This is a genomic window from Metapseudomonas phytobenefica (genome assembly GCF_043392685.1).
Classification (GTDB): Bacteria; Pseudomonadota; Gammaproteobacteria; order Pseudomonadales; family Pseudomonadaceae; genus Metapseudomonas.
In genome coordinates this window covers 17,972-39,178 of record NZ_JBHZGM010000030.1, presented here as the reverse complement: position 1 = coordinate 39,178, position 21,207 = coordinate 17,972, and the positions used below count along the sequence as shown (strand labels likewise).

Here is a 21,207-nt window from a genome sequence, read left to right as displayed (position 1 = left end):
GAGCTTGCTCGCGAAATGATCGCAAGCAAGCTCGCTGCTACAGAAAAAGTTCAGTCGTACGCCAGCGGATAGGCCAGCAGGCCAATCGCTTCATTGAGCAGTATCCCGCTCTGCCAGACTGCCTTGGCCTCCGGCAGCCAGCCGCCTGCCGGCCGACCGTTGGGGACGCCGAGATAGCCCATGGGGGCCGCCACCACCTCGAACCCGGCTCGCTCGAAACACCAGCGGGCCCGGGGCATGTGGGACGCCTGGGTCACCAGCAGCACGCGACGGATGCCTGCCGGCTGGAGCAACTTCGCACTGAAGGTGGCGTTTTCCCAGGTGGTTCGGCTTTCCTCTTCCTGCCAGCGCACGTCCACGCCGAAATCGCGCTTGAGCGTATCGGCCATGATCTTCGCCTCGCTGGGTGGCTCACCGAAGTGCAAGCCGCCACTGGTCAGCAGCGGCAAGCCGCTGGCACGCGCCAGGCGCGCGGCATAACGCAGCCGCTCCAGGGCCAGGGGGGAAGGCTGGTCCGCTCCCCAGGCGGGGTCGTCACGGTCCCGGCCGCCACCCAGCACCACGATCGCATCCACCCGCCCGGGCAGTTGCGTCCACTCGGCTTCGGCCAGTGGCGGCTCGCGCTCTAGCACCTTGGCCGACCATTCGACGACGATGGGCAGGCTCATCAACCACAGGCCAGCGAACCCGGCCACGAAGCAGGCTGCGGACAGGCGCGGCATGCGCCGGCGCAGCCACCAGCCGAGCAGGAGCAACAACAGAAGTCCGCCGGGCGGCAGCAGGAATTGTTTGATGATGTAGCGAATCGGCATGGGCACCTCCAGGGTGCCCGGAGCCTAACGGGGATTCGACGTTCGGAAAAGCTGCGAACCGCAGGACATGCACGCCTGCACACCCTGGCCGCGTTGCCAGGTGGCCGGTGTGCCGCACATGGCACAGCACAGCTGCTGGCGGCGTTTGAGCACGGGCTTGGGCTTGAGGGCGAAGGTCTTGGGTGGGCCCCTCTCGCCTGACGACACTGAGCGTCGCGGCAGCGCCTCGATGGCGGCCAGCTCCTCGGCAGCAGCGTGCCAACCCCGCAACCAGCGCGTATCGCGATCCAGATAGGCGCGAATCAGTTCCATCTCGGCAGGGGTCAATCCCTTGAGTTCCAATTCGAGCGGCTCCTCGTCGCGCAAGCGAGTCGCCGTATCCGCTTCATCCAGCGCCAGGGCCAACCGATGCAATAACCGCTCGTAAAGCCCGCTCCCTGTATCCACCCGCCGCAACTCACCCATCCAACACCTCGAACCGCGTAAACGCTTGCGTTGCTTATGAAAAGCTTAGCGTTCGCTTATCTGCTGCAAGGTGCCTGCGACAAACGGTGGCGCGATAGCCGACGGACGCCCGCCCGCGCAATCAGGGTTTCCCTAGGCCATTGGGGGTCATGTATGCTACGGCGCTTGAATTTCCGTTTCCTCCGGGGGCCGGCAGCGCGGCCAAGGCCAGCGTCGCCCGCCCAGGGAACTCCATCCTCCAGCGCCAGTAGCCATGCACGAACAGTATCAGCCCCGCGAAATAGAAGCCGCCGCGCAAGCCCACTGGGACGCGCACAAATCCTTTGAAGTGAGTGAGCAACCCGGCAAGGACACCTTCTATTGCCTGTCGATGTTCCCCTACCCGAGCGGCAAGCTGCACATGGGGCACGTGCGCAACTACACCATCGGTGACGTGATCGCCCGCTACCAGCGCATGCTCGGCAAGAACGTGCTGCAGCCCATGGGCTGGGACGCCTTCGGCATGCCGGCGGAAAACGCCGCGATGAAGAACAACGTCGCGCCGGCCAAGTGGACGTACGAGAACATCGACTACATGAAGACCCAGCTGAAAAGCCTGGGCCTGGCCATCGACTGGTCCCGTGAAGTCACCACCTGCAAGCCCGACTACTACCGCTGGGAGCAGTGGCTGTTCACCAGGCTGTTCGAGAAGGGCGTGATCTACCGCAAGAACGGCACCGTCAACTGGGACCCGGCGGACCAGACCGTCCTCGCCAACGAGCAGGTCATCGACGGTCGCGGCTGGCGCTCCGGCGCGCTGGTGGAGAAGCGCGAGATCCCGATGTACTACTTCAAGATCACCGCCTACGCGGATGAACTCTTGAGCAGCCTCGACGACCTGGACGGCTGGCCCGAACAGGTCAAGACCATGCAGCGCAACTGGATCGGCAAATCCCGCGGCATGGAAGTCAGCTTCCCCTTTGACCAGGCCAGCATCGGCCAGGAAGGTGCGCTGAAGGTCTTCACCACCCGTCCGGACACCCTGCTGGGCGCCACCTACGTCGCCGTCGCCGCCGAGCACCCGCTGGCCGCCCTCGCCGTGCAGAAGCTGCCGGCCGACAAGGCAGCCGAACTGCAGGCCTTCATCGACGAATGCAAGCGCGGCGGCGTCGCCGAGGCCGACATCGCCACCCAGGAGAAGAAGGGCCTGCCCACTCCGCTGTTCGTCGAGCACCCGCTGACCGGCGACAAGCTGCCCGTCTGGGTCGCCAACTACGTGCTGATGAACTACGGCGAAGGCGCCGTGATGGCCGTGCCGGCCCACGACGAGCGCGACTTCGCCTTCGCCCACAAGTACGACCTGCCGATCAAGGCTGTGATCCGCACCTCCGCAGGCGACGAAACCCCGGCCCCGTGGCAGGACGCCTACGCCGAGCATGGTCAACTGATCAACTCCGGCGAATTCGACGGCCTGGACTACCAGGGCGCCTTCGACGCCATCGAAGTGGCCCTGCAGAAGAAAGGCCTCGGCCAGGCCCGCACCCAGTTCCGCCTACGCGACTGGGGCATCAGCCGCCAGCGCTACTGGGGCTGCCCGATCCCGATCATCCACTGCCCGAGCTGCGGCGACGTACCGGTGCCGGAAGACCAGCTGCCGGTGGTACTGCCGGAAGACGTGGTGCCGGATGGCGCCGGCAGCCCGCTGGCGAAGATGCCCGAGTTCTACTCCTGCACCTGCCCGAAATGCGGAACCGCGGCCAAGCGCGAAACCGACACCATGGACACCTTCGTGGAGAGCTCCTGGTACTTCGCCCGCTACGCCTCGCCGAACTACGACAAAGGCATGGTCGACCCGGCCGCGGCCAACCACTGGCTGCCGGTGGACCAGTACATCGGCGGTATCGAGCACGCGATCCTGCACCTGCTCTATGCGCGCTTCTTCCACAAACTGATGCGTGACGAAGGCCTGGTCAGCTCCGACGAGCCGTTCAAGAACCTGCTCACCCAGGGCATGGTGGTCGCCGAGACCTACTACCGCGTTGCAGCCAACGGCGGCAAGGACTGGTTCAACCCGGCCGACGTCGAAGTCGAGCGTGACGCCAAGGCCAAGGTCATCGGCGCGCGCCTGAAGACCGACGGCCTGCCGGTGGAAATCGGCGGCACCGAGAAGATGTCGAAGTCCAAGAACAACGGCGTCGACCCGCAGGCGATGATCGACCAGTACGGTGCCGACACCTGCCGCCTGTTCATGATGTTCGCCTCCCCGCCGGACATGAGCCTGGAGTGGTCCGACTCCGGCGTCGAAGGTGCCAGCCGCTTCCTCCGCCGCGTCTGGCGCCTCGCCCAGGCCCACGTCGCCGCCGGCCTGCCGGCAGCACTGGACCGCAGCGCGCTGAACGACGAGCAGAAGGCCGTGCACCGCGCCATCCACCTGGCCATCAAGCAGGCCAGCCAGGATATCGGCCAGCACCACAAGTTCAACACCGCCATCGCCGCCGTGATGACCCTGATGAACGTCCTGGAAAAGGCTCCGCAGGTCACCGCTGAGGACCGCGCCCTGCTGCAGGAAGGCCTGGAAACCGTGGCCCTGCTGCTGGCCCCCATCACCCCGCACATCAGCCATGTGCTGTGGAACGAACTGGGTCATTCCGGCGCCATCATCGACGCCGCCTGGCCGGCCGTGGACGAAGCCGCCCTGGTGCAGGACAGCCTGCAACTGGTGGTTCAGGTCAACGGCAAGCTGCGTGGCCATATCGAAGTGCCGGCCGACGCCAGCCGCGAAGCCGTGGAAGCCACCGCACGCGCCAACGAGAACGTGCTGCGCTTCACCGACGGCCTGACCATCCGCAAGGTCATCGTGGTGCCTGGCAAGCTGGTCAATATCGTCGCCAACTGATCGAATCCGGCGCCCTCCTCCGGGAGCGGCGCCGGACTGTTCGCAAGGGGAAAGCAAGAAATGATGAAACGGAATCTGCTGGTCCTGGGCCTCACCGTGCTGCTGAGCGCGTGCGGCTTTCACCTGCGCGGCACTGGCGAAGCCAAGTTCGCCCTGACCGAAATGGATGTGACGGGCCGCAACCTGTACGGCCAGACCGTCAAGTCCGTGCGCGAGGCCCTGGTGGACAGCGGTGTGAACGTCCATGCCGGCGCGCCCTACACCCTGGTGCTGGCCCGCGAGGACGAATCCCAGCGTACGGCCAGCTACACCACTGGCGCGCGCAGCGCCGAGTACGAACTGACCCAGACCCTGCAGTACGAAATCCGCGGCAACAACAACCTGTTGCTGATGGACGACAAGCTGACCGTGCAGAAGTACTACACGTTTGACGGCAACAACCTGATCGGCTCTGACCAGGAAGCGGCCCAGCTGCGCCAGGAAATGCGCCAGGAAATGGTCCAGCAGATGCTCATGCGCCTGCAGCTGATCAGCCCGGCCGAGCTCGACCAGCTGCAACAGACCGCCGAAGCCAAGGCCAAGGCCGAAGCCGAAGCGCTGGAAGCTGCGCGCCAGGCCGAGAAGGCCCAGCAACCGCAGCAATCGCCGCTGCAACTGCCCATCCAGTAAGCACTCGGGGCCGCACAGCGGCCCCAGTCATTTGCGCCTATGAAACTCAACCCCGCACAACTGGGTAAACACCTGCAGGGCCCCCTGGCACCGGTCTACGTCGTCAGTGGCGACGAGCCCCTGCTCTGCCAGGAAGCCTGCGACGCCATCCGTGCCAGCGCCCGCGCGCGGGACTTCAGCGAGCGCCAGGTGTTCAACGCCGAATCCAACTTCGACTGGGGCCTGCTGCTGGAAGCCGGTGCCAGCCTGTCGCTGTTCGCCGAGAAGCGTCTGCTGGAAGTGCGCCTGCCTTCGGGCAAGCCGGGGGACAAGGGTGCCGCCGCACTGCTGGAATACCTGTCCCGGCCGCCGGAAGACACCGTGCTGCTGATGAGCCTGCCCAAGCTCGACGGCAGCACCCAGAAAACCAAGTGGGCCAAGGCGCTGATCGATGGGGCGGATGCCCAGTTCATCCAGATCTGGCCCATCGAGCCGCACAACCTGCCGCAGTGGATCCGCCAGCGCCTGTCCCAGGCTGGCCTGGCCGCCAACCAGGAAGCGGTGGACCTGATTGCCGCACGGGTCGAAGGCAACCTGCTGGCCGCCGCGCAGGAGATCGAAAAACTCAAGCTGCTGGCCGAAGGTGGCCAGGTGGATGCCGCGACAGTACAGGCCGCGGTGGCCGACAGCGCGCGCTTCGACGTCTTCGGCCTGATCGACGCGGCCCTCAACGGTGAACCCGCCCACACCCTGCGTACCCTGGAAGGCCTACGCGGCGAAGGGGTGGAACCGCCGGTGATCCTCTGGGCGCTGGCACGGGAACTGCGCCTGCTGGCCGGCCTGGCCCAGCAATACAGCCAGGGCATGCCCCTGGAGAAAGCCTTTGCCGCCGCCCGCCCGCCGGTCTGGGACAAGCGCCGTCCGCTGGTCAGCCGCGCCCTGCAACGCCACCCGGCGTCGCGCTGGAACCAGTTGCTGCAGGATGCCCAGCGCATCGACGCGCAGATCAAGGGCCAGGCGCCGGGCGATCCCTGGAATGGCCTTGCACGCCTCGCCCTGCTGCTGGCCGGCCAGCGCCTGCCATTGCCCGCCGAATGACTGGACAATTTCTGAGCAGAAGCCGATGATGCGTCCGCCCGCGCTGGTGCGGGCGCCAATCGAGGATCGGCCATGGCCAAGAAACGCAAGCAGGGCGCGCCCGACCGCGCCAAATCCCTGGTAGCCCAGCCACTCTTCCGCTGCCGCCAGGAAAAGCCCCGGAAAGGCAAAGGAAGTTACCGCCGCGAAGCCTCCCACGATTGGGAGGCTTCGTCGTTTATGGCGGCCTGAAAAGACTGGAACGTGTTAAGGTCGCGGCTCGATTCGTCTGCTTCGAGACTCGCGTATGTTCGATGCCCCCGCCCCCGGCCCGATGTTCCGCTGCCTGGCCGTGGTCTCCGCCCTTACCCTGCTCAGCTCCTGCGCCGAGGCTCCGCCCCGCAAACCCGCTACCGCCCCCCAGCCCCAGGCCAGCCAACCGGCGACCACACCCGCCCCGGCGCCCGCACAGGACAGTCCGGCCCCGGTGGTGATGCCGGCCATCAGTTTCAGCGCCTGGCGTGACGGTTTCCGCCGCCAAGCCCTGTCCAGGGGTATCGATGCCGCCACCTTCGATCGCGCCTTCGCCGGCGTAACCCCCGACGCCAGCGTGATCCGCGCCGATCGCAGCCAGCCCGAATTCACCCGGCCGGTGTGGGAATACCTGGAAGGCGCCATCTCGCCCTACCGGGTACGCAAGGGCCAGGCCCTGATGGCGGAAAACGCGACGACCCTGGACGCCATCGAGCAACGCTTCGGTGTGGACCGTGAGCCCCTGGTGGCCATCTGGGGCATGGAGAGCAGCTTCGGCCAGTTCATGGGCGACAAGTCGGTGATCCGCTCCCTGGCCACCCTTGCCTACGAAGGCCGCCGCCCCGAATTCGCCCACGCACAACTGCTGGCCGCCCTGCAGATCCTCCAGCATGGCGACATCCAGCCGGGCAGCATGCTCGGTTCCTGGGCCGGCGCCATGGGCCAGACCCAGTTCATCCCCACCACCTACAACAGCTACGCCGTGGACTTCGATGGCGATGGCCGCCGCGACATCTGGAACTCCCAGGCCGACGCGCTGGCTTCGGCCGCCCACTACCTGCAGGCCTCCGGCTGGCGCAAGGGCCAACCTGCGGCGATCCAGGTCCAGTTGCCCGATGGCTTCGACTATGCCCATGCCGACGGGGACATCCGCAATTCCGTGGCCCAGTGGCAGGCGATGGGCGTGCAAGCCGGTCCCCGGGCCGCGGACCTGGCCAGCGAATCCGCGTCCCTGCTGCTGCCCGCCGGCCATCGCGGCCCGGCGTTCCTGGTGCTGAATAATTTCCGCGCCATCCTCAAGTACAACAACTCCTCGTCCTACGCCTTGGCGGTCAGCCTGCTGGGCGAGCGTTTCAACGGTGGCGGCCAGCTCACCGGCAGCTGGCCCCGCGACGAGCGCCCGCTGAGCCGTACCGAGCGGGTCGAACTGCAGGAGTCGCTGGCTGCGGCCGGCTACAACCCGGGGGCGGCCGACGGCATCATCGGTGCCAATACCCGCAAGGCGATCCGGAGTTATCAGCAGCGCCTGGGCTGGCCCGCAGACGGCTACCCCAACCTGGAGCTGCTCAGGCAGTTGCGCGAGGGGCGCTGAACCCCCGTCAGCATGGCGGCCATCCCGGCTCCCGCCGCCGGACGGCCGCCCGCCTGCACAGGCACCTTTGTGATACACTGCGCCACCCCCTTTTGCCCCTGCGGCAGCCCACGGAGCCTCTAGCGGAGCCTGATTTCCGATGTCCGATACAGCCTCGTCCAAACCCGTCGCCAGCGGCGAAAAGTTTCGTACTGCCCAGGGCATCACCGCGATCAAGGATGGCCAGAAGCGCCGCAATTCCGCCGAACCCCAGGTGTTCGAGCCCAAGCCCAAGTGGCTGCGGGTAAAGGCGCCGGGCGGCAGCCGCTTCGACGCGGTCAAGCGTAACGTCGGCGAGCATCGCCTGAGCACCGTGTGCCAGGAATCCCACTGCCCGAACATGGGTGAGTGCTGGTCCAACGGCACCGCCACCATCATGCTGATGGGCTCGGTGTGCACCCGCGCCTGCCGCTTCTGCGCCGTGGACACCGGCAACCCCAATGGCTGGCTGGATCTGGAAGAGCCGCAGAACACCGCCAAGTCGGTCGAGCTCATGGCCCTGCGTTATATCGTGCTGACCTCGGTCGACCGCGACGACCTGGACGATGGCGGCGCCAGCCACTACGCCGCGTGCGTACGCGCCATCAAGGAGCGCACTCCGCAGGTGGTCGTCGAAGCCCTGACTCCGGACTTCAACGGCGACCACGCAGCCATCGAGCGAGTCGTGGACTCCGGCCTCGAGGTATTCGCGCAGAACGTCGAGACGGTCAAGCGCCTGACCCATGTCGTGCGCGACCCGCGCGCCGGCTACGAGAAGACCTTGCGCGTGCTGGAGCACGCCAAGCGCCACCGCCCGGACGTGCTGACCAAGACCAGCCTGATGCTGGGCCTGGGCGAGACCGACGAAGAAATCATCGAGACCATGGACGACCTGCGCGCCATTGGCGTCGACATCCTCACCCTCGGCCAGTACCTGCAACCCACCCGCAACCACCTGCCGGTGAAGCGCTGGGTCAGCCCGGAGGAGTTCAACCGCTTCCGCGATATCGGCCTCGAGAAGGGCTTCATGGAAGTCGCCGCCGGCCCGCTGGTGCGCTCCAGCTACAGGGCCGACCGGGTGTTCGAGAAGAACAACCTGGGCCTGGCGGCACCGGCTCCGGTACCGGGCCAGAGCGTCGATTCGAGCATCATCCCGACACTCAACCTGGGTTGAGTACGGCCCAGCCCGCTCCGGATGGAGAGGGCTGAGGTGATTGCTGCGGGCAACAGGACGCGCTCAAACGAAACGGCCCCCTCTCCCGATGGAAGAGGGGGCCGTTGCCTTTTCGGGAATGCCCTTACTGCGTGTAGCCCAGCCGCCGGCGCAGGGCCTGCTCCAGGCGCCGGGCCACCTCATCAAGGTGCGGTGGCGTCTCGATCAGGTCCTTGAGCTGCACCATCTTCAGCCCGGCATAGCCGCAGGGGTTGATCCGCATGAAGGGCGACATGTCCATGTCCACATTGAACGCCAGGCCGTGGAAGGAGCAGCCCCGGCTAACCCGCAGCCCCAGCGAGGCGATCTTGTCACCTTTGACATAGACGCCGGGCGCATCCGCCTTGGGCGCGGCTTCGACGCCATAGCTGGCCAGCACATCGACCAGGCTTTGCTCCATGGCCGTGACCAGCTCGCGCACGCCCAGTCCGAGGCGACGCAGATCCAGCATGAGATAGGCCACCAGCTGGCCGGGGCCGTGGTAGGTGACCTGGCCGCCGCGCTCTACCTGGATCACCGGGATGTCCCCCGGTGCCAGCAGATGCTCGGCCTTGCCGGCCTGTCCCTGGGTGAACACCCGGGGATGCTGCAGCAACCAGATTTCGTCGGGCGTCCGTTCGTCGCGCTCGACAGTCAGGCGGCGCATCGCTTCCAGGGTCGGCAGATAGTCCACCAGACCCAGATTGCGCACGATGAGTTCGGCAGATGCCACTAGAGCACCATGTGCACGCGGCCGGTGGCGCGCAGGTCCACATGGATGGCCTGCAATTGCTCGACGCCGGTAGCGGTAATCAGCACCTGCACCGACAGGAAGCGGCCGTTGCGGCTGTCGCGCACCACCAGGGTGGTGGCGTCGAGATCGGGAGCATGGCGCTGGATGATTTCGATCACCAGGTCGGAGAAACCATCGAAGGAATCACCGATCACCTTGATCGGGTAGCGCTCGCAGGGGAATTCGATTTTCGGGGCTTGTACGTCAGGAGTATCGGTCATGGCAGCGGCGGACTCGTAGTCCGCGAGGCGGACGCCCCGTGCCCAGGCAAGGCACGAGGCGGCGGCTCAGAAGGTCAGTTGAACAGGCCGTAGAAGAACAGTCGGATGCTATCCCACAGGCGGCGGAAGATGCCACCTTCCTCGACGGTCTCCAGGGCGATCAGGTCGGCGCTGTGGACTACCTGGTCTTCCAGCTTGACTTCCACCTTGCCGATCACATCGCCTTGCTTGATGGGGGCGATCAGCTGCGGATTCAAGGTCATGTTGGCCTGCAGCTTCTTGAGCTGGCCTTTCGGCAGGGTCATGGTCAGGTCCTGGGCGAGGCCGGCCTTGATCTCACGGGCCGCGCCCTTCCACACCTGGGCTTTGGCCAGCTCGGCGCCCTTCTGGTAGAAGGTCTGGGTTTCGAAGAAGCGGAAGCCGTAGGTCAGCAGCTTCTGGGTTTCGGCGGCGCGGGCCTGCTCGCTGTTGGTGCCGAACACCACGGCGATCAGGCGCATGTTGTCACGCATGGCGGAGGCCACCAGGCAATAGCCGGCCTCCTCGGTGTGACCGGTCTTCAGGCCGTCGACGGTCTTGTCGCGCCACAGCAGCAGGTTGCGGTTGGGCTGCTTGATGTTGTTCCAGAAGAATTCCTTCTGGGAGTAGATGGCGTAGTGGGCCGGGTCTTCGTAGATGATCGCGCGGGCTAGGGTCGCCATGTCATGGGCGGTGGAGTAGTGCTCCGGATTGGGCAGGCCGGTGGCGTTCATGAAGTGGCTGCCGGTCATGCCGAGCTTCTCGGCAGTGGCGTTCATCATGTCGGCGAAGGCGTCTTCGCTGCCGGCGATGTGCTCGGCCACGGCCACGCTGGCGTCGTTGCCTGACTGGATGATGATGCCGTGCAGCAGGTCGCTCATGGACACCTGGGTGTTGACCTGGACGAACATGCGCGAACCGCCGGTACGCCAGGCGTTCTCGCTGATGGTCACCGGATCGGTCTCGCCGATCTGGCCCTTGCGGATTTCCAGGGTGGCGATGTAGGCGGTCATCAGCTTGGTCAGGCTCGCCGGAGGCAGGCGCTGGTCACCGTTGTTTTCCACCAGCACCTGGCCGCTCTGGGCATCCATCAGCACATAGGACTTGGCTGCCAGTTGCGGCGGCGACGGGATGATCTGCTGGGCCGCCATGGAAACCGGCGCGATGATGAGCAGGGCTGCGGGCAGTAGTAGGCGTTTGGCGAAGCTGAAGATGTTCATCCGTCTCTCTATATACAACTAATGGTCTGACAGGCCCTTGCGGGCAAAAACGAAGCCGTCAGTCCGGCTTCACGAGGGTGGGTTGGCCGAGATTGGCCAGGCGCACCGAGTCCTGCACCTGCTGGGCTTCACCCTGAGTTCCGATCGGCCCCAGGCGTACCCGGTGCAGAATCTGCTGGTTGCGCACGACCGAGCTGATGAAGACCGGGGCAGTCACCGTCTCGCTCAGCTTGGCCTTGAGGAGTTCCGCAGCGTCCGGATTGGCGAAGGCGCCCACCTGGAGATACAGGCCAGAGGCTGCGAGTGAATCGTTTTTTTTTGCGTCGATCTGCACGGGCAGCACGGCGGCGGCATGTTGCTGCGGCGGCGGGGTGTACTGCTCGATCGGCGCGCTGGCCACCTGGGCGACCGGCTGCGGCTTGGCTTGCGGCTGGGCGGCCATCTTCGGCTGCGCCAGGACCATGGGCACCGGACGGCCCTGGGCCGCCCACCACTCATGGGGATCGATGCCCTCGACCTTGACCCGGGCGGTGCCGGACTCGGCATAACCGAGCTTCTTCGCCGCGGCGAAGGAGAGGTCGATGATGCGGTCGGAATAGAACGGGCCACGGTCGTTGACCCGCAGGATCACGCTGCGGCCGTTGTCCAGGTTAGTCACCCGGACGTAGCTCGGCAGCGGCAGGGTCTTGTGCGCGGCGGTCATGCCGTAGAGATCATAGGCCTCGCCGTTGGCGGTGGCCTGACCGTGGAACTTGGTGCCGTACCAGGACGCGGTGCCCACTGCCTGGTAGCGGCGTGCATCGCTCATCGGGTAGTAGGTCTTGCCCAGCACGGTGTACGGATTGGCCTTTACCGAACCGTAGTGCGGCATGGGTACGGCATCGGGGATGCGCGACACGTCCACGTCCCACCAGGGTGCACCGTCCTTGTGCGGACGCGAATAATTGCCGGGGCCGGAAATCGGCCCGCCAGGCTGGATCGGCTCCGGCGCGCGGCTGCTCGAGCAGCTGGCCAGCAACAGTGCTACGGCGCCGTAGACAGCGACTCTTATCGGTTGTGGCATCGGTTAACGCCCGCCCCTTGCGTTGACCAGCAGTTCGGAAAGCTGATGCACGGCCATGGCGTACATCGCGCTGCGATTGTAGCGGGTAATGACGTAGAAGTTCGGCAGTCCCATCCAGTACTCCGCCCCCTCATCACCCTCCAGCCTGAAGGCCGTGACCGGCACATCATCGCGCAGCGCGTCATCGCTTGCCCAGCCCAGCGTCCTAAGATCGCCGACGTTCTTCACCGGGTCCAGTCCCTGGGTCAACCCTTCGTCGACTCGTTCACCGCGAACCTGGGCGCGGCTGACCACCGGGGCGCCGTGCACCCAGCCGTGGCGCTTGAAGTAACTGGCGACGCTGCCGATGGCATCCACCGGGTTGTTCCAGATGTCGATGTGGCCGTCGCCGTCGAAATCCACCGCATAGGCGCGGAAACTGCTCGGCATGAACTGCGGCAGGCCCATGGCGCCGGCATAGGAGCCCTTGAGCATCAGCGGATCGACCTGCTCTTCGCGGGCCAGCAGGAGGAATTCCTTGAGCTGCTGGCGGAAGAAGTCGGCACGTGGCGGGTAGTCGAAGCCCAGGGTGGACAGGGCATCGATCACGCGGAAGTTGCCGGTATTGCCGCCGTAGAAGGTCTCGACACCGATGATCGCGACGATCACCTGGGCCGGTACGCCGTACTCCTTCTCGGCACGGGCCAGCGCGTCGGCATGCTGGTTCCAGAAGTTCACGCCTTTCTGGATGCGCGCCGGCGTGATGAAGATCGGCCGGTATTCCTTCCAGGACCTGACCCGCTCGGCGGGGCGGGAGATGGCATCGAGAATGGACTGTTTGCGCTCCACCTCGCGGAACAGGTCCACCAGCTGCTCGCCGGCGAAACCATAGTCGCGGGTCATCTCGGAGACGAACTCGGCCACCTGCGGCGATCCCTCGTAATCCCCCGACAACGCCGGCACGGCTGCCCCCAGCAGTCCGACCAGGGCAGCCCCGGAGACCCCCAACCGCATCCAAGTGCGCAGTGCTTTCAAATCTTTCACTCGCTTCAAACCTGGGCGATCCACTTGCGATGAGTCTGGATCGCCATCAATACCCCAAACCCTGACAGCAGCGTCACCAGATGGGTTCCGCCGTAGCTAATGAAGGGCAGGGGCACCCCCACGACCGGCAAGAGCCCGCTGACCATGCCGATATTGACGAACACGTACACGAAGAAGGTCATGGTCAGGCTGCCCGCCAGCAGCTTGCCGAACAGGGTCTGGGCCTGGGCGGTGATCACCAGGCCACGGCCGATCAGGAGCAGGTAGACCAACAGCAGCAGGCAAGCCCCCACCAGGCCGAACTCTTCGCCGAGAACCGCAATGATAAAGTCCGTGTGACTTTCGGGCAAAAAATCCAGGTGCGACTGGGTACCCAGCAGCCAGCCCTTGCCGAACACACCGCCCGAGCCGATGGCCGCCTTGGACTGGATGATGTTCCAGCCGGTGCCCAGCGGGTCACTCTCCGGATCGAGGAAGGTCAGCACCCGCTGCTTCTGGTAGTCATGCAGGACGAAGTACCACATGGCCACCGCCACCGGCACGACGGCCGCCACCGCACTGAGGATCCAGCGCCACTGCAGGCCGGCCATGAACAGCACGAAGGCGCCGGAGGCCAGGATCAGCAACCCGGTGCCGAGGTCGGGCTGCTTCAGGATCAGCACGAAGGGCACCAGGATCAGCACCAGGCTGACGACAATGTGCTTGAGCTTGGGCGGCAGATTGTGCCGCGACAGGTACCAGGCGATGGTCGCCGGCATGATGATCTTCATGAATTCCGAGGGCTGGAAGCGGATCACCCCGGGAATGTTGATCCAGCGGGTGGCGCCCATGGCCGTGTGGCCCATGATCTCCACGGCCAGCAGCAAGGCAACCCCGACCACGTAGGCCAGCGGTACCCAGCGCGCCATGAAGCGCGGCTCGAACTGGGCGATGACGATCATCGCGCCGATGCCCAGGCCAAAGGAACTGGCCTGCTTCATCAGCAGGTCCCAGTGCTTGCCGCTCGCCGAATAGAGGACGAACAGGCTGCCGGCGGCCAGCATCAGGATGATCAGCAGCAGCCAGCCGTCGATGTGCAGGCGCTGCAGCAGCGTGGCGCGGCGCTTAAGCACGTCCTCCTGGGAGATGGTGCGGTCGAAGTTGCTGTTCATCGATTGGCGCTCTGCTGTTCCGCCAGCGGCTGCGGCGGTCGGAACTCGGGTTTCAGCTGGCCGTCCTCACCGAGCAGCCAGGCGTCCATGACCTGCTTGACCACCGGCGCGGCAACGCCGGAGCCGGATTCGCCGTTCTCCACCATCACCGCCACAGCGATCTTCGGGTCCTCCGCCGGGGCGAAGGCGACGAACAGGGCGTGGTCGCGATGGCGCTCCTGCAGCTTGTTGCGGTCGTACTTCTCGCCCTGCTTGATGGCGACCACCTGGGCGGTACCGGACTTGCCGGCGATGCGGTAGACGGACTTGGCGCCCACCTTGTGCGCCGTGCCGCGGGCACCGTGAACCACCTGCTCCATGCCGTTACGGCCGGCATCCCAGTATTTCGGGTCACGCAGGACGATGTCCGGCATCGGGTTCGGGTCCTGCGGCGGCTGGCCTTCGATGGTCTTGGCCAGGTGCGGGCGGATCCACTTGCCGCGGTTGGCCATGAGCGCAACCGACTGGGCGAGCTGCAACGGGGTGGCCTGCATGTAGCCCTGGCCGATGCCGAGGATCAGCGTTTCGCCCGGATACCAGGCCTGGCGGTAGCGCGCGCGCTTCCAGTCGCGGGACGGCATCAGGCCGGCGGATTCCTCGAACATGTCCAGGGCCACGCGCTGACCGAAGCCGAAGCGGCTCATGTAGTCATGCAGGCGATCGATGCCCATCTTGTGGGCAAGATCGTAGAAATAGGTGTCATTTGACCGCATGATCGCGGTTTCCATGTTCACCCAGCCGTCACCGGACCGGTTCCAGTTGCGGTACTTGTGATCGTAATTGGGCAGCTGATAGAAGCCGGGGTCGAACACCCGCGAGGCCGTGGTCACCACGCCCGCATCCAGGCCCGACACGGCCACCATCGGCTTGATGGTCGAACCCGGCGGATACAGGCCGCGCAACACGCGGTTGTACAGCGGCCGGTCGATGGAATCGCGCAGCTCGGCATAGGCCTTGAAGCTGATGCCGGTGACGAAGGGGTTGGGGTCGAAGCTTGGCTGGCTGACCATCGCCAGCACGTCACCGCTGGACGGTTCGATGGCCACGATGGCGCCACGACGGCCGGCCAGAGCCTGCTCAGCGGCCTCCTGCAGGCGCACGTCGAGGGTCAGCACCAGGTCCTTGCCGGGTTTCGGGTCGGTGCGCTTGAGCACACGCAACACGCGGCCGCGGGCGTTGGTTTCGACCTCCTCGTACCCCACCTCACCGTGCAACTGGTCTTCGTAGAAACGCTCGATGCCGGTCTTGCCGATGTGGTGGGTGCCGCTGTAGTTCACCGGGTCGAGCTGCTTGAGCTCCTTCTCGTTGATCCGGCCGACATAGCCCACCGAATGGGCGAAATGCGCGCCCTGCGGATAATGCCGCACCAGCTGCGCCACCACCTCGACGCCGGGCAGGCGGAACTGGTTCACCGCGATGCGGGCGATCTGCTCCTCGGTCAGCTCGAAGAGGATGGGCACCGGCTCGAATGGGCGCCGTCCCTGCTTCATGCGCTTCTCGAACAGCGCCCGGTCATCCGGGGTCAGCTGCAGCACCTCGACAATCACGTCCAGCACCTGCTGCCAATCGCCGGCACGCTCGCGAGTCACGCTCAGGCTGAAACTGGGCCGGTTGTCGGCGATGATCACGCCGTTGCGGTCGAAGATCAGCCCACGGGTGGGCGGAATCGGCTGCACGTGGACGCGATTGTTCTCGGACAGGGTCGAGTGGTACTCGTACTGGATCACCTGCAGGTAATAGAGACGGGCGATCAGCACGCAGGTCAGCAGCAACACCGCCACCGCGCCCACGATCACGCGCTGGCGTACCAGACGGGCGTCCTTCTCGTGATCTTTGAGGCGAATCGGCTGCGGCATGGACGGCGCTTACTTGTGGTAGGGGTGGCCGGACAACACCGTCCAGGCGCGGTAAATCTGCTCACCGATGAGGATGCGGACCAGCGGGTGCGGCAACGTCAGGGGCGACAGCGACCAGCGCTGCTCGCTACGGGCGCAGACTTCCGGCGCCAGCCCTTCCGGGCCGCCGACCATGAGGTTGACGGTGCGCGAATCCAGGCGCCAGCGGTCCAGTTCGGCCGCCAGCTGCTCGGTGCTCCAGGGCCGCCCTTGGACTTCCAGGGTGACGATGCGTTCCCCCGGCTGGACCTTGGCCAGCATGGCCTCGCCTTCCTGGCGGATCATGCGCGCCACGTCGGCATTCTTGCCGCGCGTGGTCAGGGGAATCTCCACCAGTTCCAGGCTGAGCTCGGAAGGCAGGCGCTTGACGTATTCATGCCAGCCCTCTTCCACCCAGCGCGGCATCCGCGTGCCAACGGCGATCAGACGTAGACGCAAGGGAGCCCCGCCTACTCGTGGCTGTGGTGGGCGCGGCTCTGCTCGGCGCCCTGCCACAGGCGCTCCAGGTCATAGAACTGGCGGGTGGCCACCTGCATCACATGCACCACCACATCGCCCAGGTCCAGCAGGGCCCACTCGCCGCCGTCCAGACCTTCACTACCCAGGGCGCGCACGCCTTTTTCCTTGGTCTTTTCCAGGACGTTCTCGGCCAGGGACTTGACGTGACGGCCGGAGGTGCCGCTGGCGATCACCATGAAATCGGTGATGCTGGTCTTGCCACGTACGTCGATGGTGGTGATTTCCTGACCTTTCAGGTCTTCCAGGGCCGCGATGGCGACCTTGACGAGTTCTTCGTTTTGCATCGGGTTCAACTACCTCAGTGAATCAGTTCGGCGCACGGTACAGATCGTGCGCATGGATATAGGCCAATACGGCGTCGGGTACGAGAAAGCGCACCGAGCGGCCCTCCCCCAGCAATTGGCGGATCTGGGTGGCGGAAATCGCCAGGGGCGTCTGCCAGACGAAAGCAATCTGCCCGGACGGTCCCTGCAGGGATTGCGGATCGGCCGCGCTGCGCGCTGCCAGCAGGTCGCGCAGGTTTTCCGGCGCCTCGCTGTCGGCATCCGGACGCTGCAACACCAGGATATGGCAATGGTCCAGCAGCTCGCTCCAGCGGTGCCAGCTCGGCAGGCCGCAGAAAGCGTCCCAGCCGACCAGCAGGAACAACTGGTCATCGGCGTCCAGCTCGGCCCGCAGGGATTCCAGGGTTTCGATGGTCCAGGACGGCCGCTCACGCTTGAGCTCGCGATCATCCACCACCAGCGGGGCGACCCCGGCCACCGCCAGCTGCACCATTTCCAGACGCTGGGCCGCCGAAACCTGCGGAGCTCCGCGGTGCGGCGGGCGGGCGCTGGGGATCAGGCGCAGCTCATCGAAGCCGAACTGCTCGGCCACCTCGAGGGCACCCCGCAAGTGGCCGATATGCACGGGATCGAAGGTGCCGCCGAAGAGGCCGATGCGCTTGCCCATCAGGTACGTACGTGACCGTCGCCGAAAACCACGTACTTCTCGCTGGTCAGGCCTTCCAGGCCGACCGGGCCACGGGCGTGCAGCTTGTCGGTGGAAATGCCGATCTCCGCACCCAGGCCATATTCGAAGCCGTCGGCGAAGCGGGTCGAGGCGTTGACCATCACCGAGGCGGAGTCTACTTCGGTGAGGAAACGCCGCGCATCACTGAAGTTCTCGGTGATGATCGCGTCGGTGTGCTGCGAGCCGTAGGTGTTGATGTGCTCGATGGCCTGCTCCAGGCCGTCGACGATGCGGATCGAGAGGATCGGCGCGTTGTACTCGGTGCGCCAGTCTTCTTCGCTCGCTTCCAGCACATCAGCGCCCAGCAGGGCACGGGTGGCGGCGTCGCCACGCAGCTCCACGCCCTTGTCGCGGTAGATGGCAGCCAGCGGCGGCAGTACGCGCGCGGCGATGCCCTCGTGCACCAGCAGGGTTTCCATGGTGTTGCACGGCGCGTAACGCTGGGTCTTGGCGTTGTCGGCCACGCGGATGGCCTTGTCCAGGTCGGCGGCAACGTCGATGTAGACGTGGCAGATGCCGTCCAGGTGCTTGATCACCGGCACCTTGGCCTCGCGGCTGATGCGCTCGATCAGGCCCTTGCCGCCGCGCGGGACGATCACGTCCACATACTCCGGCATGCTGATCAGCGCCCCCACGGCGGCGCGGTCGGTGGTTTCCACCACTTGCACCAGCTCGCTGGGCAGGCCGGCCTCGGCCAGGCCCTTCTGGATGCAGGCGGCGATGGCCTGGTTGGAATGGATGGCCTCGGAACCACCACGCAGGATGGTGGCGTTGCCGGACTTCAGGCAGAGGCTGGCGGCATCGATGGTCACGTTCGGCCGCGACTCATAGATGATGCCGATCACGCCCAGCGGCACACGCATCTTGCCCACCTGGATACCGGACGGCAGGTAGCGCATGTCGCGGATTTCGCCGATGGGGTCCGGCAGGGTGGCGACCTGACGCAGGCCCTCGATCATGTCGTCGATACGTGCCGGGGTCAGCGCCAGGCGGTCGAGCATGGCCGGCTCCAGGCCATTGGCCCGGCCATTGGCCAGGTCCTGCTCGTTGGCGACGGTCAGCTCGGCACGAGCTGCGTCCAGTGCATCGGCGGCAGCCAGCAGGGCGCGGTTCTTCTGCGCGGTACTGGCACGGGCGGCCACGCGCGAGGCGGCGCGAGCAGCGCGACCCAGGCGGGTCATGTAATCGAGAACGGACTCGGTCATGGTCTCGTGTTCTGGCGAAGGGAAAGCGGCTGATTATAGCGACCGCGCTCGTCCGCGCCCAGCGACGTCGGGCGGATGGTAGACAGCCGATTCCAGCAAGCCCCGGGCCAAGCGCCCGAAGGGGTGACGCCGGGGCTTCGGCTCGCTGGGGGCCCGGGACATGGCACCGGGCCTTTGTTAATTTCGCGTGACGATTCCGACGCCGGCTTTCAGCTCCGGCTCAGCATGCTTCCGTATAATCGCGAGCCAATTCCGACCGGTAACCCAACGACAGCCCCATGTCCCGCGACCCCATCCTCAGTTTGCCCTGGCCTGGCGCCCGCCCGCTGACCGATGCCTTCTTCGACCGCGACGCCCAGCAGGTGGCCCGCGAGTTGCTGGGCAAGGTCATCCGCCACCGGGTCGATGACCTCTGGCTGTCCGCGCGCATCATCGAGACCGAGGCCTACTACCTGATGGACAAGGGCAGCCATGCGTCCCTCGGTTACACCCACAAGCGCCGCGCGCTGTTTCTCGATGGCGGGCACATCTACATGTACTACGCCCGCGGCGGCGACTCGCTCAACTTCAGCGCCCACGGCGCCGGCAACGCGGTACTGATCAAGTCCGGCCATCCCTGGGTGGACGACATATCCCCCGCCGGCGCACTTGCCGCCATGCAGCGCAACAACCCCGACGCCCGCGGCGGGCCGCGCCCGGTCGAACGCCTCTGCGCCGGCCAGACCCTGCTGTGCCGCGCCCTCGGCCTCAAGGTGCCCGACTGGGACGGCCAGCGCTTCGACTGGCAGCGCCTGTTCGTCGAAGACGTCGGCGAGCGCCCCGCCACCATCATCCAGACCGCGCGCCTGGGCATTCCCCACGGTCGCGACGAACACCTGCCCTACCGCTTCGTCGATGCCGCCTACGCCCGCCACTGCACGCGCAATCCGCTGCGCCGCGGGCAGGTCGAAGGACGCGACTTCACCCTGATCGAGGACCTTCGCCCATGAGTCAATGGTTCGACCAGGTCACCGCCTGGCTCGGCGCCAATCCGGAATGGCTGGGCCTGGCCATCTTCCTGATCGCCTGCATCGAATGCCTGGCCATCGCCGGCATCGTGGTACCGGGCGTCGCCCTGCTCTTCGCCGTCGGCGTGATGGCCGGCAACGGCGCGCTGGAGCTCTGGGAAACCCTGCTGCTGGCCTACACCGGCGGGCTGCTGGGCGACGTGATTTCCTATGGTGTGGGCCGCCGCTTCCACCAGAACATCCGTAACCTGCCGCTGCTGCGGGACCATCCGGAATGGATCAGCAGCGCCGAGAACTACTTCCAGCGCTACGGCATCGCCAGCCTGCTGCTGGGGCGCTACATCGGCCCGCTGCGGCCCATGTTGCCGATGGTCGCCGGCATGCTTGACATGCCCTTCCCGCGCTTCGTCGCCGTGAGCATGCTGGCCGCCGCCGGCTGGGCCGTGGCCTACCTGATCCCTGGCTGGGCCACCGGCGCTGCCCTGCGCCTGCCGCTGCCAGAAGGCTTCTGGAGCGAAGCCGGGGTGGTGATAGTCGCGGCGCTGGCCATGCTGGGCCTGATCGCCTACAACACGCTGCATGAAAGGCGTTGGGCCAACCCCCTGGCGGCCGGCATGTGCCTGGCGGCGCTGGGTGCCCTGCTGATCGGCTGGCCGCACCTGCAGGACCTGGACCAGGGCCTGATGGCGCTGGTCCAGGAACAGCGCCATACCGGTCTCGACCAGCTGATGGTGCTGGTCACGCGCCTCGGCGACCTGACCACCCAGCTCCTCGCCGGCGCCCTGCTTGGGGGCCTGCTGTTGTTGCTGCGCCAGTGGCGGGCCGCCTGCTTCGCCATCGGCACCCTGGTGACGACAGCACTGGCCAATACCGGGCTCAAGTATTTCTTCGCGCGGGCGCGGCCGGACGTGCTCACCGAGCCCCTGACCAGTTTCAGCTTCCCCAGCGGGCACAGCTCGGCGGCCTTCGCCTTCTTCCTGGTGCTGGGGATACTGGCCGGTCGCGGCCAGCCGGGACGCCTGCGTCTGACCTGGCTGCTGCTGGCCTGCCTGCCGGCCCTGGCCATCGCCCTGTCGCGGGTCTACCTCGGCGTGCACTGGCCCACCGACATCCTCGCCGGCGCCCTGCTGGCAGGGGGCATCGCTTCGGCGGGCCTGGCGCTGATGCAGCGCGCCGCACCGCTCACTGCGATAGCACCGCGCATCTGGCTGCTGGTCCTGCCGGCCTGCCTGGCCATGCTGGGCACCGCCGCTGTCTGGGCGCTGCCCGAAGCCCTGGCACGCTACAGCTATTGAGCGAGGCCTGCCTGCTGGCGAACGTACTGCGCCAGC

At 66.2% G+C, this 21,207-nt stretch carries 21 protein-coding genes; 8 read left to right on the top strand and 13 right to left on the bottom strand.

Translation table 11 applies throughout. The features are described 5' to 3' along the window. Window positions 1-50 precede the first annotated feature (50 nt). Both ACFW0B_RS20630 and ACFW0B_RS20625 read right to left on the bottom strand, forming a co-directional pair. Window positions 51-812: a YdcF family protein gene (locus ACFW0B_RS20630; RefSeq protein ID WP_449150844.1), complete on the bottom strand. Its 762-nt coding sequence runs from the start codon at window positions 810-812 to the stop codon at window positions 51-53. Window positions 813-836: 24 nt separating this feature from the next. Further along, the gene (locus ACFW0B_RS20625; RefSeq protein ID WP_449150843.1) at window positions 837-1,277 is read right to left on the bottom strand and encodes a hypothetical protein; all 441 of its coding nucleotides are present in this window, start codon (window positions 1,275-1,277) and stop codon (window positions 837-839) included. Window positions 1,278-1,530: 253 nt separating this feature from the next. On the opposite strand from ACFW0B_RS20625, the gene leuS reads away from it, so the two are divergent. The 6 genes from leuS (at window position 1,531) to lipA (ending at window position 8,693) form a co-directional block, all read left to right on the top strand. Continuing rightward, complete coding sequence (gene leuS / locus ACFW0B_RS20620) at window positions 1,531-4,152, top strand: leucine--tRNA ligase (protein WP_449150842.1); 2,622 nt, start codon at window positions 1,531-1,533, stop codon at window positions 4,150-4,152. 60 nt (window positions 4,153-4,212) lie between these two features. Then, a complete protein-coding gene (locus ACFW0B_RS20615) occupies window positions 4,213-4,821 on the top strand; it encodes an LPS-assembly lipoprotein LptE (RefSeq protein WP_449150841.1) in 609 nt (202 codons plus the stop codon). 39 nt (window positions 4,822-4,860) lie between these two features. Continuing rightward, window positions 4,861-5,898, top strand: a complete 1,038-nt coding sequence (gene holA, locus ACFW0B_RS20610; RefSeq protein ID WP_449150840.1) for a DNA polymerase III subunit delta — start codon at window positions 4,861-4,863, stop codon at window positions 5,896-5,898. A 72-nt stretch (window positions 5,899-5,970) separates the two neighbouring features. Beyond that, the gene (gene arfA, locus ACFW0B_RS20605) at window positions 5,971-6,129 is read left to right on the top strand and encodes an alternative ribosome rescue factor ArfA (protein WP_449150839.1); all 159 of its coding nucleotides are present in this window, start codon (window positions 5,971-5,973) and stop codon (window positions 6,127-6,129) included. A gap of 55 nt (window positions 6,130-6,184) precedes the next feature. Continuing rightward, entirely contained in the window at window positions 6,185-7,501 is a 1,317-nt protein-coding gene (locus tag ACFW0B_RS20600; protein ID WP_449150838.1) for a lytic murein transglycosylase, read from the top strand. 139 nt (window positions 7,502-7,640) lie between these two features. Then, on the top strand, window positions 7,641-8,693 hold the full coding sequence (gene lipA, locus ACFW0B_RS20595) for a lipoyl synthase (protein WP_449150837.1): 1,053 nt from the start codon (window positions 7,641-7,643) through the stop codon (window positions 8,691-8,693). Window positions 8,694-8,817: 124 nt separating this feature from the next. Here the strand turns inward: lipA and lipB are convergent, their stop codons facing one another. From lipB to ACFW0B_RS20540, 11 genes are all read right to left on the bottom strand, one after another. Next, window positions 8,818-9,444, bottom strand: a complete 627-nt coding sequence (gene lipB, locus ACFW0B_RS20590; RefSeq protein WP_449150836.1) for a lipoyl(octanoyl) transferase LipB — start codon at window positions 9,442-9,444, stop codon at window positions 8,818-8,820. Beyond that, on the bottom strand, window positions 9,444-9,725 hold the full coding sequence (locus ACFW0B_RS20585; protein ID WP_449150835.1) for a DUF493 domain-containing protein: 282 nt from the start codon (window positions 9,723-9,725) through the stop codon (window positions 9,444-9,446). The genes lipB and ACFW0B_RS20585 overlap by 1 nt, the downstream gene beginning before the upstream one ends. Window positions 9,726-9,799: 74 nt before the next feature. Further along, window positions 9,800-10,963: a D-alanyl-D-alanine carboxypeptidase family protein gene (locus ACFW0B_RS20580; protein ID WP_449150834.1), complete on the bottom strand. Its 1,164-nt coding sequence runs from the start codon at window positions 10,961-10,963 to the stop codon at window positions 9,800-9,802. Window positions 10,964-11,021: 58 nt separating this feature from the next. Continuing rightward, on the bottom strand, window positions 11,022-12,026 hold the full coding sequence (locus ACFW0B_RS20575; protein WP_449150833.1) for a septal ring lytic transglycosylase RlpA family protein: 1,005 nt from the start codon (window positions 12,024-12,026) through the stop codon (window positions 11,022-11,024). Window positions 12,027-12,029: 3 nt separating this feature from the next. After that, the gene (gene mltB / locus ACFW0B_RS20570; protein ID WP_449150867.1) at window positions 12,030-13,019 is read right to left on the bottom strand and encodes a lytic murein transglycosylase B; all 990 of its coding nucleotides are present in this window, start codon (window positions 13,017-13,019) and stop codon (window positions 12,030-12,032) included. A 35-nt stretch (window positions 13,020-13,054) separates the two neighbouring features. Then, a complete protein-coding gene (gene rodA, locus ACFW0B_RS20565) occupies window positions 13,055-14,200 on the bottom strand; it encodes a rod shape-determining protein RodA (RefSeq protein WP_449150832.1) in 1,146 nt (381 codons plus the stop codon). After that, window positions 14,197-16,095 (bottom strand): penicillin-binding protein 2, encoded by a 1,899-nt coding sequence (gene mrdA / locus ACFW0B_RS20560; protein ID WP_449150831.1) that lies wholly within the window; start codon window positions 16,093-16,095, stop codon window positions 14,197-14,199. Before mrdA ends, rodA begins: the two co-directional genes overlap by 4 nt. Window positions 16,096-16,104: 9 nt before the next feature. Beyond that, a complete protein-coding gene (rlmH, locus tag ACFW0B_RS20555) occupies window positions 16,105-16,572 on the bottom strand; it encodes a 23S rRNA (pseudouridine(1915)-N(3))-methyltransferase RlmH (protein ID WP_044872302.1) in 468 nt (155 codons plus the stop codon). A gap of 11 nt (window positions 16,573-16,583) precedes the next feature. Beyond that, complete coding sequence (rsfS, locus tag ACFW0B_RS20550) at window positions 16,584-16,937, bottom strand: ribosome silencing factor (RefSeq protein ID WP_449150830.1); 354 nt, start codon at window positions 16,935-16,937, stop codon at window positions 16,584-16,586. Window positions 16,938-16,959: 22 nt separating this feature from the next. Beyond that, window positions 16,960-17,604, bottom strand: coding sequence for a nicotinate-nucleotide adenylyltransferase (nadD, locus tag ACFW0B_RS20545; protein WP_449150829.1), 645 nt, complete (start codon window positions 17,602-17,604; stop codon window positions 16,960-16,962). Beyond that, window positions 17,604-18,869, bottom strand: coding sequence for a glutamate-5-semialdehyde dehydrogenase (locus ACFW0B_RS20540; RefSeq protein WP_449150828.1), 1,266 nt, complete (start codon window positions 18,867-18,869; stop codon window positions 17,604-17,606). Before ACFW0B_RS20540 ends, nadD begins: the two co-directional genes overlap by 1 nt. Before the next feature lie 278 nt (window positions 18,870-19,147). Between ACFW0B_RS20540 and ACFW0B_RS20535 the strand changes: the two genes are divergently transcribed. Beyond that, window positions 19,148-19,858, top strand: coding sequence for a DNA-3-methyladenine glycosylase (locus ACFW0B_RS20535; RefSeq protein WP_449150827.1), 711 nt, complete (start codon window positions 19,148-19,150; stop codon window positions 19,856-19,858). Further along, window positions 19,855-21,171, top strand: coding sequence for a bifunctional DedA family/phosphatase PAP2 family protein (locus ACFW0B_RS20530; protein WP_449150826.1), 1,317 nt, complete (start codon window positions 19,855-19,857; stop codon window positions 21,169-21,171). The genes ACFW0B_RS20535 and ACFW0B_RS20530 overlap by 4 nt, the downstream gene beginning before the upstream one ends. Window positions 21,172-21,207: the final 36 nt, after the last annotated feature.

Coding starts and splice junctions, on each gene's coding strand:
- leuS (WP_449150842.1), top strand. CDS start 1,531: ATGCACGAACAGTATCAGCCCCGCGAAATAGAAGCCGCCGCGCAAGCC.
- mltB (WP_449150867.1), bottom strand. CDS start 13,019: ATGCGGTTGGGGGTCTCCGGGGCTGCCCTGGTCGGACTGCTGGGGGCA.
- ACFW0B_RS20530 (WP_449150826.1), top strand. CDS start 19,855: ATGAGTCAATGGTTCGACCAGGTCACCGCCTGGCTCGGCGCCAATCCG.
- ACFW0B_RS20575 (WP_449150833.1), bottom strand. CDS start 12,026: ATGCCACAACCGATAAGAGTCGCTGTCTACGGCGCCGTAGCACTGTTG.
- ACFW0B_RS20600 (WP_449150838.1), top strand. CDS start 6,185: ATGTTCGATGCCCCCGCCCCCGGCCCGATGTTCCGCTGCCTGGCCGTG.
- ACFW0B_RS20580 (WP_449150834.1), bottom strand. CDS start 10,963: ATGAACATCTTCAGCTTCGCCAAACGCCTACTACTGCCCGCAGCCCTG.
- ACFW0B_RS20630 (WP_449150844.1), bottom strand. CDS start 812: ATGCCGATTCGCTACATCATCAAACAATTCCTGCTGCCGCCCGGCGGA.
- lipA (WP_449150837.1), top strand. CDS start 7,641: ATGTCCGATACAGCCTCGTCCAAACCCGTCGCCAGCGGCGAAAAGTTT.
- ACFW0B_RS20625 (WP_449150843.1), bottom strand. CDS start 1,277: ATGGGTGAGTTGCGGCGGGTGGATACAGGGAGCGGGCTTTACGAGCGG.
- rsfS (WP_449150830.1), bottom strand. CDS start 16,937: ATGCAAAACGAAGAACTCGTCAAGGTCGCCATCGCGGCCCTGGAAGAC.
- ACFW0B_RS20535 (WP_449150827.1), top strand. CDS start 19,148: ATGTCCCGCGACCCCATCCTCAGTTTGCCCTGGCCTGGCGCCCGCCCG.
- arfA (WP_449150839.1), top strand. CDS start 5,971: ATGGCCAAGAAACGCAAGCAGGGCGCGCCCGACCGCGCCAAATCCCTG.
- ACFW0B_RS20540 (WP_449150828.1), bottom strand. CDS start 18,869: ATGACCGAGTCCGTTCTCGATTACATGACCCGCCTGGGTCGCGCTGCT.
- ACFW0B_RS20585 (WP_449150835.1), bottom strand. CDS start 9,725: ATGACCGATACTCCTGACGTACAAGCCCCGAAAATCGAATTCCCCTGC.
- holA (WP_449150840.1), top strand. CDS start 4,861: ATGAAACTCAACCCCGCACAACTGGGTAAACACCTGCAGGGCCCCCTG.
- mrdA (WP_449150831.1), bottom strand. CDS start 16,095: ATGCCGCAGCCGATTCGCCTCAAAGATCACGAGAAGGACGCCCGTCTG.
- nadD (WP_449150829.1), bottom strand. CDS start 17,604: ATGGGCAAGCGCATCGGCCTCTTCGGCGGCACCTTCGATCCCGTGCAT.
- rodA (WP_449150832.1), bottom strand. CDS start 14,200: ATGAACAGCAACTTCGACCGCACCATCTCCCAGGAGGACGTGCTTAAG.
- ACFW0B_RS20615 (WP_449150841.1), top strand. CDS start 4,213: ATGATGAAACGGAATCTGCTGGTCCTGGGCCTCACCGTGCTGCTGAGC.